Annotated in this window: 14 protein-coding genes; 6 read left to right on the forward strand and 8 right to left on the reverse strand. The window is 67.3% G+C overall.

The window, feature by feature from the left end; all coding sequences use genetic code 11:
- Nucleotides 1-135: 135 nt before the first annotated feature.
- Nucleotides 136-696, forward strand: a complete 561-nt coding sequence (locus tag AC07OX_RS16925; protein WP_062480919.1) for an HNH endonuclease — start codon at nt 136-138, stop codon at nt 694-696.
- Nucleotides 697-742: 46 nt separating this feature from the next.
- Here AC07OX_RS16925 and AC07OX_RS16930 read toward each other — a convergent pair whose 3' ends face one another.
- From AC07OX_RS16930 to AC07OX_RS16945, 4 genes are all read right to left on the reverse strand, one after another.
- Nucleotides 743-1,528, reverse strand: coding sequence for an enoyl-CoA hydratase (locus AC07OX_RS16930; RefSeq protein ID WP_495261113.1), 786 nt, complete (start codon nt 1,526-1,528; stop codon nt 743-745).
- A 6-nt stretch (nt 1,529-1,534) separates the two neighbouring features.
- Nucleotides 1,535-2,893, reverse strand: a complete 1,359-nt coding sequence (locus AC07OX_RS16935; RefSeq protein WP_495261112.1) for an alpha/beta fold hydrolase — start codon at nt 2,891-2,893, stop codon at nt 1,535-1,537.
- Between the two features lie 96 nt (nt 2,894-2,989).
- Complete coding sequence (locus tag AC07OX_RS16940; protein ID WP_495261111.1) at nt 2,990-4,105, reverse strand: acyl-CoA dehydrogenase family protein; 1,116 nt, start codon at nt 4,103-4,105, stop codon at nt 2,990-2,992.
- Between the two features lie 12 nt (nt 4,106-4,117).
- Nucleotides 4,118-5,299, reverse strand: coding sequence for an acyl-CoA dehydrogenase family protein (locus AC07OX_RS16945; protein WP_062482930.1), 1,182 nt, complete (start codon nt 5,297-5,299; stop codon nt 4,118-4,120).
- A 173-nt stretch (nt 5,300-5,472) separates the two neighbouring features.
- Between AC07OX_RS16945 and purN the strand changes: the two genes are divergently transcribed.
- Together purN and AC07OX_RS16955 are read left to right on the forward strand one after the other, a co-directional pair.
- The gene (gene purN / locus AC07OX_RS16950) at nt 5,473-6,069 is read left to right on the forward strand and encodes a phosphoribosylglycinamide formyltransferase (protein WP_070062139.1); all 597 of its coding nucleotides are present in this window, start codon (nt 5,473-5,475) and stop codon (nt 6,067-6,069) included.
- Nucleotides 6,070-6,107: 38 nt separating this feature from the next.
- Nucleotides 6,108-6,437 (forward strand): I78 family peptidase inhibitor, encoded by a 330-nt coding sequence (locus tag AC07OX_RS16955; RefSeq protein WP_070062140.1) that lies wholly within the window; start codon nt 6,108-6,110, stop codon nt 6,435-6,437.
- Here AC07OX_RS16955 and AC07OX_RS16960 read toward each other — a convergent pair.
- Nucleotides 6,425-6,673 (reverse strand): DUF1653 domain-containing protein, encoded by a 249-nt coding sequence (locus AC07OX_RS16960; RefSeq protein ID WP_099795438.1) that lies wholly within the window; start codon nt 6,671-6,673, stop codon nt 6,425-6,427. The genes AC07OX_RS16955 and AC07OX_RS16960 overlap by 13 nt on opposite strands.
- A 54-nt stretch (nt 6,674-6,727) precedes the next feature.
- Between AC07OX_RS16960 and AC07OX_RS16965 the strand changes: the two genes are divergently transcribed.
- The 3 genes from AC07OX_RS16965 to AC07OX_RS16975 all read left to right on the forward strand — a co-directional run bounded on the left by AC07OX_RS16965 (nt 6,728) and on the right by AC07OX_RS16975 (nt 11,243).
- A complete protein-coding gene (locus AC07OX_RS16965; protein WP_495261110.1) occupies nt 6,728-8,581 on the forward strand; it encodes a M48 family metallopeptidase in 1,854 nt (617 codons plus the stop codon).
- 43 nt (nt 8,582-8,624) lie between these two features.
- The gene (locus AC07OX_RS16970; protein ID WP_495261109.1) at nt 8,625-9,896 is read left to right on the forward strand and encodes an RsmB/NOP family class I SAM-dependent RNA methyltransferase; all 1,272 of its coding nucleotides are present in this window, start codon (nt 8,625-8,627) and stop codon (nt 9,894-9,896) included.
- 132 nt (nt 9,897-10,028) lie between these two features.
- Nucleotides 10,029-11,243, forward strand: a complete 1,215-nt coding sequence (locus AC07OX_RS16975) for a DesA family fatty acid desaturase (protein WP_070062144.1) — start codon at nt 10,029-10,031, stop codon at nt 11,241-11,243.
- Between the two features lie 165 nt (nt 11,244-11,408).
- On the opposite strand, the gene rpmG is transcribed toward AC07OX_RS16975, so the two are convergent.
- The 3 genes from rpmG to trxB form a co-directional block, all read right to left on the reverse strand.
- Nucleotides 11,409-11,582 carry a 50S ribosomal protein L33 gene (gene rpmG / locus AC07OX_RS16980; RefSeq protein WP_007830291.1) on the reverse strand — a complete coding sequence of 58 codons (174 nt, stop codon included), beginning with the start codon at nt 11,580-11,582 and terminating at the stop codon, nt 11,409-11,411.
- Between the two features lie 11 nt (nt 11,583-11,593).
- Nucleotides 11,594-11,827: a 50S ribosomal protein L28 gene (rpmB, locus tag AC07OX_RS16985; RefSeq protein ID WP_007830293.1), complete on the reverse strand. Its 234-nt coding sequence runs from the start codon at nt 11,825-11,827 to the stop codon at nt 11,594-11,596.
- Between the two features lie 251 nt (nt 11,828-12,078).
- Entirely contained in the window at nt 12,079-13,029 is a 951-nt protein-coding gene (gene trxB / locus AC07OX_RS16990) for a thioredoxin-disulfide reductase (RefSeq protein WP_487849065.1), read from the reverse strand.
- Nucleotides 13,030-13,176: the final 147 nt, after the last annotated feature.

Genomic DNA, 13,176 nt, shown 5'->3' on the forward strand with positions numbered 1-13,176 from the left:
CCCGTCGTATGGGCAAATCAGGCCGATTTGTCACAAAGCCGGTATATTGTGACGCAGTGGGTGGGTTGGCGTGAGTCGCCAACGCATTCCGAGTCTCTGGTCTCTGCGTGTTTTTCTCGTTTCGAGGAGGCGTGTGTGAAGGTCTTGAAGCTGTCGGCCCAAGGGCTGCCCCAGTCATGGATATCGCTGGAACAGGCGGTGATCCACTACGCAGCGGACGAAGTCCGTTGGGAAGTGGGCGCGCAGGTGGCCGTGTTCCGTGGCGGCCACAACGCGATCACGGGCGAGCAGTCGCAGATCGCGATCAACAGCATCATCGGCACCAAGGGCGTGCCGCGCATCAACCCCTTCGCGCAGCGCCCGGGCCTCACCAACAGCAAGCTGTTCTCGCGCGACCGCAACATCTGCGCCTATTGCGGCGGCCATTTCCATGAAGACGAACTCACGCGCGAGCACATCATTCCGTTCGCGCAGCGCGGCATCGACACCTGGATGAACGTGGTCACGGCCTGCAAGCCCTGCAACCACCGCAAGAGCAGCCGCACGCCCGAGCAGGCGAACATGCCGCTGCTGTACGCGCCCTATGTGCCGAGCCTGTGGGAAGACTTCATCCTGCGCAACCGCCGCATCCTGGCCGACCAGATGGAGTTCTTGATGGCGCACCTGCCGCAGTCGTCCCGGTTGCACGACATCTGACACCCGACGCGCAAGAAAAAAGGAGGCCTCGGCCTCCTTTGTCATTTCAGCCCTTCCAGGCCGGTGGCCGTTTCTCGATGAAGGCCTGCACGCCTTCCAGCGCGCTCTCGTCCATCATGTTGCAGGCCATGGTCCGGCTGGCGTCGGCCAGCGCGGCCTCGATGCCGGTCTCGAGCTGGCGATAGAACAGCGCCTTGCCCAGCGCGAGCGCCGTGCGGGGCTTGGCGACGATGCTGGCGACCAGTGCCTCGACGGCGGCGTCGAGCGTTTCGGGCGGCGCGACCCGGTTGACCAGGCCTTTCTCGCGCGCTTCCTCGGCGCCGATGAATTCGCCCGTCACCAGCATCTCGAAGGCTTCCTTGCGACCCAGGTTGCGCGAGAGCGTGACGCCAGGCGTGGCGCAAAAGAGGCCGACGTTGACGCCGCTGACCGCAAAGCGCGCGTCACTCGCGGCCACCGCGAGGTCGCAGACCGCTACCAGCTGGCAGCCCGCCGCGGTCGCGATGCCGTGCACGCGCGCGATCACCGGCACGGGCAGCCGCTGGATCGACAGCATCATCGCGCCGCACCGGTCGAACAGCTGCTGGTAGTAGCCGAGCGAGGGCTCGGCGCGCATTTCCTTCAGGTCGTGGCCCGCGCAGAAGGCCTTGCCCGCCGCGGCGATGACGACGGCGCGCACCGTGTCATCGGCGGCGATGGCGGCGAGCGCCTGCTCGAGCGCGCCCAGCATGCCTTCGGACAGCGCATTGAAGGCGGCGGGGCGGTTCAGCGTGAGCGTGACCACGCCGCGCGCGTCACGCGCCGTCAGGACAAAGGGGGCTGTGTCGTTCATGGCCGTTCAGTACGTCAGCTCGAGCACCGTCGTGTGCCCTTGCGCGGCGGGCCAGCTCTGGCCGGTGAGGCGCTCGCCGTTGAACTCGGCGCTGACCGTGCGCTGCGGCGCGCCGGCCGCGATGCGCAGCCGCGAGCTCGACTGCCCCGCGCCCTGGGCCGGTACGCCGGGCGGCGGGCTCTGGCCGTCGAAGTTCATCGTGTCGCGCTGCGCATCGAAGTAGCCGCGCGGGCGCGTGAAGACGACCACCGCGCCCGCGCCGCTCTCGGCCGGCGCCAGGCGCTCGGTCCGCAGGTTGACGACGCCGCTGCTGCGCACGAACGGGCTGCGGTAGATGTGCGTGGTGCCCTGGCCGGGCACGTCGAGCACGAACTCGTAGCGTGCGGTGGGCTGCGCGCTGAACGGGCCCCAGCGGCCGTCGGCGCCGACCGTCTGCTGGTGCGCCGCCTCGCCGCGCCGCGCGCCCGAGGCCGGGTCGATGGCAAAGACCGTGACGCGCGCGCCTGTCAGTGCCAGGTTGTCCGCGCCGGTCGCGCGGCCGTCGAGGACGACCTTCGATTCTGGTGCCACCGCCGTGCTGGCCGGCGCCTGGCCGGTCAGGAAGCGCCAGGTCGCCGCGAAGGCCGCCGGCGAGAACGAGGTCTCGCGGTGGTCCACGCGCGGCAGCACGAGGTTGGTGGCGCCCTTGAGCGCCGGCCCGTCGAAGCCGATGTTCGTCGGCTGGCCCGGCGCGCCGATCCACAGGCCGTCGGGCTGGGCGTACTTGTCGTTGGTGTCCGAGCGCAGCGTGAGCCACTGCACGCCGGGCGTGACCTCGTCGCCGTTCGGTCCCTTGGGCGCATTGAGCTGCTGCATGAAGGCCGAGAGCCCCGAGAACTCGTTGTTCTCGCGCAGGCCCTTCACCTTCCAGATGCCGTGCGCGGGGTTGCCGCCGAGCACCACATGGCTCACCACGGCCGCGCCGCCGCCGTTCTGCACGTAGTTGCGGATGGTGTTGCCGCCGCGCGAGTTGCCGATGAGCACGACCTTGGGCGCGCCCGTGGCCTTCAGCACCTTCTCGACCTCGGCGCGCAGGAACGCGGCCGACTCGGCGGTGGAACTGCGCCCCGGCTGGGCCACGGCGTCGTCGTCGCGGGCCAGGGGATTCGGCTGGTCGAGCGCAAACAGCCGCTCGCGCGGCCAGCCGTTCGATTCGAAGCGCCAGATCGTGGTCTGCCACAGCGCCGCCGAGTCGCCGTTGCCGTGCATGAAGACGATGGGCGGACGCTCGGTGGAAGAGGGCGCGGAGGTGGCGCAGCCGGTCAGCCAGGTGACGGCGGTGGTTCCGGCAAGGGCCAAGGCAAGCAGGGTGCGGCGGGAAGGCATGTCTGTCTCTCTCCTGGCAGGGGGCTGGGGCCCCGCAAGTGAAAACGCCCGCCGGCGCAAGGCGGGCGGGCGTTGGATGCTATCGACAAACAGCCGTCAGGCGAAGACGCCGGCGGTGTCCTGCATGCGTGCCGACACTTCACCCAGGTGGTGCAGCGTGTCGCCGAAGGTGAGCTCGAGCTGCGTGAGTTTGCGGAAGTAGTGGCTGCCGATGTATTCGTCGGTCACGCCGATGCCGCCATGCAGCTGCACCGAGTTCGCGGCCACGTAGCGCATCGACGTGCCCAGCTGGTACTTGGCGCGGGCCAGCGCCTGGCGACGTTCGTCGGCCGGGGCGTTGAGCTTGAGCGTCGCGTAGTAGCTCATCGAGCGTGCCAGTTCCAGCTGCATCTTCATGTCGGCGATGCGGTGGCGCAGCGCCTGGAAGCTGGAGATGACCACGCCGAACTGCTTGCGCTGGTTCATGTAGTCGATCGTGACGTCGAGCGTCTTGTCGAGCACGCCGACCGCTTCGGCGCAGGTGGCGGCAATGCCGACATCCACCGCGTATTCGAGCGCGGCCAGGCCGTCGGCCGTGACCAGCGTGGCGTCGGCCTTGTCGAACACGACCTCGGCCGCGCGGCCGCCGTCCTGCGTGCCGTAGCCGCGGGCTTCGACGCCGCTGGCGCTGCGCTCGACCAGGAAGAGGGCGATCTTGCCGTCGACCTTGGCGGGCACGATGAAGGCATCGGCTTCGTCGCCCACGGGCACCACGCTCTTGGCGCCGGTCAGCGAGTAGCCGTTGCCCGACTTGGCGGCCGTGGCCTCGCACACGTCGAGGCGGTAGCGCGCCTTGCGCTCCTGGTAGGCCAGCACCACGAGGGCCTGGCCGCCGGCGATGCGCGGCAGCCAGTTTTCCTTGGTGGCCGCGTCGGCGTAGCCGCCGAGCACGGCGCCGGCGATCAGCGTCTGCGCGAAGGGCTCCAGCACGATGCCGCGGCCCAGTTCTTCCATCACGACCATGCCGGCCACCGGGCCCATGCCCAGGCCGCCGTCGTCTTCGCTGATGTACAGGCCGCCCAGGCCGAGCTCGGCCAGTTCGTCCCAGGCCTCGCGCGAGAAGCCGCCCTTGGCCTCGATGCCGCGGCGGCGCTCGAAGTCATAGCCCTTGTCGACCCACTTGCGAACGGCGTCGCGCAGCTGGTCCTGGTCTTCCGAAAAATTGAAATCCATGTTGGTGTCTCCTCAGCCCAGGACGGTTTGCGCCACGATGTTGCGCTGCACTTCGTTCGAGCCGCCGTAGATCGTGGTCTTGCGCATGTTGAAGAAGGTCGATGCCAGCGGTGCCAGCGCCGGGTTGCCGCCGGGGAAGTTGCCTTGCCAGCCGGCTTCCATGGCTTCGCGGATGAGCGGCAGCGAATAGGGGCCGCCGGCCAGCATCATCAGCTCGGCGTAACGCTGCTGGATCTCGCTGCCGCGGATCTTGAGCAGGCCTGCCACGTCCAGCGAGTTCTTGCCCGAGGTGGCGGCCGAGAGCACGCGCAGTACCATCATCTCGAGGGCGACGATGTCGACTTCGAGCTTGGCGATCTCGTCGCGGAAGCGCAAGTCGTCGTACACGCCTTCGCTCTTGGCGATGCGCTTCAGGCGCTCGAGTTCGCGCTTGGCGCGGTTCACGTCGGCGATGTTGGTGCGCTCGTGCGAGAGCAGGTGCTTGGCGTAGGTCCAGCCCTTGTTCTCTTCGCCGATCAGGTTCTCGGCGGGCACCTCGACGTTGTCGAAGAACACCTCGTTCACCTCGACGCCGCCGTCGATCAGCTTGATCGGGCGCACGGTGACGCCGGGCGACTTCATGTCCAGCAGCAGGAAGCTGATGCCGGTCTGGGGCTTGCCCTCGTTGCTGGTGCGCACGAGGTTGAACATCCAGTCGCCGTGCTGGCCGAGCGTGGTCCAGGTCTTCTGGCCGTTGACGATGTACTTGTCGCCCTTGCGCTCGGCCTTGGTCTTGACCGAAGCCAGGTCGGAACCCGAGCCGGGTTCGCTGTAGCCCTGGCTCCACCAGACTTCGCCGCTGGCGATGCCGGGCAGGAAGCGCTTTTGCTGCTCGGCGTTGCCGAAGGCCATGATCACCGGGGCCACCATGACGGGGCCGAAGGGGATGATGCGCGGCGCGCCGGCCAGTGCGGTTTCTTCCTCGAACAGGTGGCGCTGCACGGCGGTCCAGCCGGGGCCGCCGAATTCCTTGGGCCAGCCGTAGCCCAGCCAGCCCTTCTTGCCGAGGATCTTGGCCCAGCCTTGCAGATCGTCGCGCGTCAGTTCGAGCGCGTTGTGCACCTTGTGCGAAATCTCCTGGGGGAGGTTGTCCTTGACCCATGCGCGAACTTCTTCGCGGAACTTCTGTTCTTCGGGTGTGAAGCTCAAATCCATGCGTGCCTCGCTGTGTTGATCGGTCCACCGCAGACGCGGGGTGTCTCCGGAACTGCGAGTTTTAGCACGGTCGTGCTGCGATCCGGTGTCCGCGTCGCGACAAGCACGCCAGCGTGCGGGTCGACGGGAGGCTGATCGGGGTGTTGGCGGGGCACGGATAATCCCGGCCTCCCATGAAGAACATCGTGATCCTGATCTCCGGCGGCGGCTCGAACATGGCGGCCATCGTGCGCGCCGCCGAGCGCGACCGCTGGGCCGAGCGCTTCGGCGCGCGCATTGCCGCCGTCATCAGCAACAAGGCGGAGGCCGGCGGCTTGGCGCTGGCCGCATCGCACGGCATCGCGACCGCCGTGGTGCCGCACCAGGCCTTCGACAGCCGCGAGGCCTTCGACGCGGCGCTGGCCGAGGCGGTCGACGCCCACGCGCCGGCGCTGGTGGTGCTGGCGGGCTTCATGCGCATCCTGACGCCGGGCTTCGTGGCGCGCTACGCGGGGCGGCTGGTGAACATCCACCCCTCGCTGCTGCCGGCTTTTCCGGGGTTGCACACGCACCAGCGCGCCATCGAGGCGGGCTGCAAGGTGGCCGGGGTGACGGTGCACCAGGTCACGGCCGAGCTCGACCACGGGCCGATCCTGGCGCAGGCCGTGGTGCCGGTGCTGCCGGACGACACGGCGGCCACGCTGGCCGCCCGGGTGCTGTCCCAGGAGCACCTGCTGTATCCGCGCGCCATCGCTGGATGGCTGTTGGATACATTGAGTCACAAAGCTTAAAGTTGTTTATATTGTTGGGTTTTCGGGAGCACAGAACTTTGAAAACCCAATCGCTGCTGTTGACGTTGGCCACCGCGGCCCTGCTGGCCGCCTGCGCCGCGCCGGCCCCCGCGCCCGCACCGGGCGCCGCTGCGCCTGCGCCCGCCGCGCCGGCCGAGCCCGTCTTCCAGTGCAACGCCGAAGGCGCCCGCTTTGCCGTGGGCCAGCAGGTGACGCCTCAGCTCGAAGCCGCCGCGCGCGCACGTGCCGGCGCCGGCACGGCACGGGTGCTCAAGCCGAACCAGGCGGTCACCATGGAACTCAACCCCGGACGGCTCAACATCAGCGTCGACGCGCGTGGCCGCGTCAAGGACGTTCACTGCGGCTGAGCGTCGACCGGGGCAAACCGGCGCTGCGGGCGGCCGTCGATCTCGATGGTTTCCTCGAACATCGCGGCGGGCCGGACCCACAGGCCGCGGGCACCGTAGAGGGCGCGGTACAGCGTCATCGGCTCCAGCGTCTCGCTGTGGCGGACGGTGCCGATCACGTCGTATTCACCGCCCTTGTAGTGGCGGTAGCGGCCAGGGGGCGTTTCGATCAGGGGAGGGAGGTCTTCGTCGTTCAACGGGGGCTTCTTTCTTCGGTAACAACTGTCGGATGAGTCTTTGACGGGAGTCGGATGGACCGTGCGGATTTTGTTCACCTGGTTCGCCTGAGCGAGCACGCGAGTGCGGACGACAGCGCGCGCTACCGGCGTGGCGTCGCGGCGTTCGCCGCGCTCGGCTACCTCTGGGTGCTGGCCTGCCTCGGGCTGGCGGTGGGCATTGTGGCCTGGGTGGTCGTCTCGGTGGCCGACGGGCGCTTCAACTTCACCCGCGGCTGGCTGCTCGTGTTCGCGCTGGGCCTGTTCTGGGCGACTTTGCGTGCGCTCTGGGTGCACTTCGACGAGCCCGACGGCGAGCCGCTCACGCGCGCCGACGCGCCCGGGTTGTTCGAGGCGCTGGACCGCATCCGCGAGCGCATCAAGGGGCCGCCGGTGCACCGTGTCTACCTGGACGACAACTTCAACGCCAGCATCCGCCAGGTGCCGCGCTTCGGCCTGTTCGGCGGCGCGCTCAACTCGCTGAGCATCGGCCTGCCGCTGCTGATGATGCTGGACCGGCAGCGCCTGCTGTCGGTGCTGGCCCACGAATACGGCCACCTGCGCGGCAACCACGGCCGCCTGAGCGCCTGGATCTACCGCACGCGGCTGTCGTGGCTGCGGCTCGATGCCAGCCTGCAGCGCGACGAGGGCGTGATGGCGCTGGTGTCGCAGGCCTTCTTCCGCTGGTACTTTCCGCGTTTTGCCGCCAAGACTTTCGCGCTGGCCCGCCAGGACGAGTACGAGGCCGACCGCATCTCGGGCCGGCTGCTCGGCACCGCGGTGGCCGCGGCCGCGCTCACCGAAGTGGCCATCAAGGGCAACTGGTATGCCAGCGAGTTCTGGCCCTGGCATTGGGCGCGCGCCGAGCGCGAGCCGCTGCCGCCCGGCCCCTTTGCCGCTTTGCGGCAGCGCGCCCGCACGCCGCCGAGCGAGGAATTCGCGCGCCAGGCGCTGCGCGAGGCGATGCGGCGCGTGAGCGACCTGGACGACACCCATCCCGTGCTGCGCGACCGGCTGGAAGCCTTGAACCAGAAGGCGGCGCTGCCGGCCTGGTCGCAGCGGCCCGCGCTGGACATGCTGGCTGACAAGCACAAGTGGATCGCGCATTTCGACAATGCCTGGCGCCGCGCCCACGCGGCCGACTGGAAGCAGCACCACGCGCACCGCTCGCGCATCCGTGAGCGCATCGCGGTGCTGGCGGCCCGCGGCGAGCGCAACACGCCCGACGAGATGGTCGAGTGGGCCGACGCCGAGCGCCGGCTCGACCCGGCGGCGCCGGTGCGCGCGCGCTACGAGAGCGCCTTGCGGATCGCACCGGACCATCCGGGCGCGCTGCGCGGGCTGGCCCAGATGCTGCCCGCGCGCGAACGCGCCGAGCGACTGGCGGTGCTCGAGCGGCTGCACCAGTCGGGCGTGGCCAGCCGCTGGTGGGCGGCCAAGAACGCCGTCGCTTCGCTCGAAGATCCCGAAGCGGGGCCGCACGACGAGCAGGGGCTCAAGCTGTGGCGCGCGCGGCTCAAGGAGGCGGAGGAGGCCGAAGCGCGCGCCTGGGAAGAGATCACCGACACGCCGTTCTTCAGCCAGATCTCGCGCCACGACCTGAACGACCACGAGCTGGGCGAGCTGCGCGCCGACATCGCGCGCTGCCTGCCCGTGTCGCGGCTGTGGGTGGTGCGCAAGAACCTGCGCGAGTTCGCCTGGCGGCGGGCGTACATCGTGTTCGTCGAGGTGCCGGGGCTCGACGACGAGGACCGCTGGCACCTGTGCCGCGAACTCGAGCAGACCCTGACCTTGCCGGGCGCGGCGCTCGTGCTCTGGGCGGGGCATTCGCCCACGCTGGAAGACATCGAGCGGCAGGCCTTCGGAACCGTCTGGGTGCGCGGCGCCTGAGGCGTTTCGGCCGCGAGGCCGGCCGGCTGAGACAATCGGGGCTATGCATCCCAAAGCCCTGTTGGAGGCCACCGCCGATCTGGTCGGCCTTGTCCTGAAATTCGATCACCCGGCCGACCAGGTCGTTTCGCGCTTTTTCCGCGACCACCGCGAGTTCGGCCCGCGCGAGCGCGCGACGCTCGCCGAAACCGTCTACACCGTGCTTCGCAAGAAGCTGCTGTTCGATCACCTGTCGCCTTCGGGCAGCGGTTCGAAGGAGCGCCGCATGGCGATCCTGGGCTTTCACGGCCCGCGCGACTTTTTGAAGAGCGCGCTCAACGACACCGAGAAGCGCTGGCTCGACAACTGCGACGCCGTCAAGCCCGACGACCTGCTCGAACGCCATCGCCACAACCTGCCCGAATGGCTGGTCACGCCGCTCAAGGCGCAGCTGGGCGACGGTTTCTGGCCGATGGTCGAGAGCCTGCAGCAGCCGGCGCCGCTCGACCTGCGCGTCAATGCATTCACCGACAAGCGGGCCGAAGTGAAGGCGGAGCTTGCGAAGGCTGCTATCAAATCTGAAGTGACGCCGTTCTCGCCCTGGGGGCTGCGCATCGACGGCAAGCCCGCGCTGACCAAGCTCGACGCGTTCGTGCGCGGCGCCATCGAGGTGCAGGACGAAGGCTCGCAACTGCTCGCGCTGCTGCTGGACGCCAAGCGCGGCGAAATGGTGGTCGATTTCTGCGCCGGCGCCGGCGGCAAGACCCTGGCCATCGGCGCGACCATGCGCAACACCGGCCGGCTCTACGCCTTCGACACATCGGCCCACCGCCTGGACGCGCTCAAGCCGCGGCTGGCGCGCAGCAAGCTCTCGAACGTGCACCCGGCCGCGATCGCCCATGAGCGTGACGACCGGATCAAGCGCCTGGCCGGCAAGATCGACCGCGTGCTGGTCGACGCGCCCTGTTCGGGGCTCGGCACGCTGCGCCGCAACCCTGACCTCAAATGGCGGCAATCGGCCAAGTCGGTGGCCGAACTGACGGCCAAGCAGACCGCCATCCTGCAAAGCGCGGCCCGGCTCGTGAAGTCGGGTGGCCGGCTGGTGTACGCCACCTGCAGCGTGCTGCCGGAGGAAAACGAGGCCATCGCCGAGGCGTTTGCCGCCGCGAACCCCGATTTCGTGCCCATGGATGCCGCGGAACTGCTCCAGGCGCTCAAGGTGGAGGGCGCCGAAACCCTCTGCGCGGGCGGGGAAGACGGCCGGCGCTACCTGCGTCTGTGGCCGCATCGCCACGCCACCGACGGCTTTTTTGCCGCCGTGTGGAACCGGAAATAGGCGCGGGGCTCCAAACTAGGGTAAATCTGCGGTGTGACAGAAGGACAAAAGGCCTCGTTTTGGCCCTGACATCCTAAAATCGCGGGTTACCTGAAGGCTGCACCTTCGTGTGGCCATGGAGTACCTGACTCAATGATGCTTCCTGACTCCGCCGTTCTGAACGCGGTCATCCAATGGCTCGGACACGGCCTGTGGGACATTGCCTGGTGGCAAGTCGTGCTGTACACGCTCGTCACCACGCACATCACCATCGCAGCGGTCACGATCTTTCTGCACCGCACGCAGACACACAAGGCGATGGACCTCGGTCCGATCCCCTCGCACTTCTTCCGTTTCTGGCTCTGGCTCGGCACCGGCATGGTGACGAAGGAATGGGTCGCCATCCACCGCAAGCACCACGCGAAGTGCGAAACCGCCGACGACCCGCACAGCCCGCAGGTCAAGGGCATCGACGAAGTCTTCTGGCGCGGCGCCGAGCTGTACCGCAAGGAATCGAAGAACAAGGAAACGATGGAGCGCTACGGTCACGGCACGCCCGATGACTGGATCGAACGCAACCTGTACACGCGCTACAGCTGGCAAGGCGTGGGCCTGATGCTGGTGATCAACCTGGCGCTGTTCGGCGCGCTCGGCCTGACCGTGTGGGCGGTCCAGATGCTCTGGATCCCGATCACCGCCGCCGGCATCATCAACGGCATCGGCCACTACTGGGGCTACCGCAACTTCGAGGCGTCCGACGCCAGCCGCAACATCATGCCCTGGGGCCTGATCATCGGTGGCGAAGAGCTGCACAACAACCACCACACCTACCCGACCTCGGCCAAGTTCTCGGTCAAGAAGTACGAGTTCGACATCGGCTGGGTCTACATCCAGGTGTTCCAGAAGCTCGGCTGGGCCAAGGTCAAGAAGGTGCCGCCGAAGATGCAGATGGGCGACATCCAGCCCGTGGCCAACGAGAAGACGCTCGAGGCCGTCATCGCCAACCGCTACGAAGTGATGGCCGGCTACGCCCGCGAAATGCGCCGTGCGACCAGCGAGGAAATCGACGTGCTCAAGGCCAAGGGCGCCGACCTGTCGGTGCTCAAGGCGGCCAAGCGCTGGCTGCATCGCGACGACGACAAGGTGCCTGCCTCGGCGCGCACCCATCTGGTGCAGGCTCGTGCTGCGCACCCGGTGCTCGACAAGATGGTCACGATGCGCGAAGAGCTGCGCCAGCTCTGGCTGAACACCTCGCAATCGCGCGAGCAACTGGCGGCCGACCTGGCGGCCTGGTGTCACCGTGCGGAAGCCAGTGGCATCGCCGGCCTGCGCGAGTTCTCGACCCGCCTGCGCGCTGCGCGCGCCTGACGAGGCAAAGGGCCGGCGCCTCCCGCGCTGTTGCCCTCGCTCAGTGAAGAAGCCGACCTGCGGGTCGGCTTTTTCATGCCCGACTTTTTCTGCTTTCGTAAAAACGACAGGCAATAAAAAACCCGCTGGGTGAGCAGCGGGTTTTTTGGGGGAGAACAGGCCGAATTACTTCAGCTTGATTTCCTTGTATTCGACGTGCTTGCGTGCCTTGGGGTCGAACTTCATGATCGACATCTTTTCAGGCATCGTCTTCTTGTTCTTGCTCGTCGTGTAGAAGTGGCCGGTACCCGCGGTGGATTCCAGCTTGATCTTTTCGCGTCCGCCTTTGCTCGTTGCCATGATTCAGCTCCTTAAGCTTGGCCGCGGGCACGCAGGTCTGCGAGCACGGCATCGATACCGTTCTTGTCGATCAGGCGCAGTGCAGCGCTCGAAACGCGCAGGCGAACCCAACGGTTTTCGGTCTCGACCCAGAAACGGCGGTATTGCAGGTTCGGCAGGAACCGGCGCTTGGTTTTGTTGTTGGCGTGGGAAACGTTGTTTCCGACCATCGGGCCTTTGCCCGTTACGTCGCATACGCGTGCCATGTGGACACTCTTTCTTGAACAGCTGGCACCGGCGCAATCGTGGCGATTGCAGGGTGTTTTGCAGCTTGACCTCGCCAGAAACGGGTGGCGGTACCCCGGATTTGCCGCAACCCGACTCCCGGTGGGAGGTAGGCCCTGTTTCGGCAAAGCCTCGGATTATAGCCCTTTCGGGCTCAGCGAGGCCGGGGGCCGTCGCAGATACGGGAAATCCGGCCGCGCTGGCCGGTGCCCCGTTCCACGTGGGATAGGCCTCAGTGCTCTTCCAGGAAGCGCTGCGCGTCGAGGGCAGCCATGCAGCCCGTGCCGGCGCTGGTGATGGCTTGGCGGTAGATGTTGTCCTGCACGTCGCCGGCCGCGAACACGCCGGGCACGCTGGTCATCGTCGCGAAGCCCTTCAGGCCCGAGCGGGTCAGGATGTAGTTGTCCTTCATTTCCAGCTGGCCCTGGAAGATGTCGGTGTTCGGGTGATGGCCGATCGCGATGAAACAGCCCTTGAGCGTGATCTCTTCGGTCGCGCCGGTCTGCGTGTTCTTGATGCGGATGCCCGTCACGCCCGTGCCGTCACCGAGCACCTCGTCGAGCTGGCTGTGCAGCTTCAGCACGATCTTGCCTTCGGCTACTTTTTCCATGACCTTGTCGATCAGGATCGGCTCGGCGCGGAACTTGTCGCGGCGATGCACGAGTGTGACTTTGTTTGCAATGTTGGAGAGGTACAGCGCTTCCTCGACGGCCGTGTTGCCGCCGCCGATCACGCAGACCTCTTGCTCACGGTAGAAGAAGCCGTCGCAGGTCGCGCAGGCGGAGACGCCGCGGCCCATGAACTTCTCTTCGGAATCCAGGCCCAGGTACTTGGCCGATGCGCCCGTGGCGATGATCAGCGAGTCGCAGGTGTAGGTGCCGCTGTCGCCCGTGAGCGTGAACGGGCGCTTGCTCAGGTCGACCTTGTTGATGTGGTCGAACACGATCTGCGTCTTGAAGCGTTCGGCGTGCTCGAGAAAGCGCTGCATCAGCTCGGGGCCCTGCACGCCGTGCACGTCGGCCGGCCAGTTGTCGACCTCGGTCGTGGTCATGAGTTGACCGCCTTGCGCGATGCCCGTGATGAGCAAAGGCTGGAGGTTGGCGCGTGCGGCGTAGACGGCGGCGGTGTAGCCGGCCGGGCCGGAGCCCAGAATGAGAACCTTGGCGTGTTGGGGTGCGGACATGAGTAGAAAACCTAGGATGGACGCTGCGTCAGCGTGTACATTTTCAGGGTGGTAGCGATACGTGGGGAGTATCACCGCCCGGTTCAACACCGGGTGCACGGTGTTTTCAATGCGCGCGATTGTAGTAATCCATGGGCTCAGCATCAG

This window comes from Variovorax sp. GW821-FHT09D07 (genome assembly GCF_059416345.1).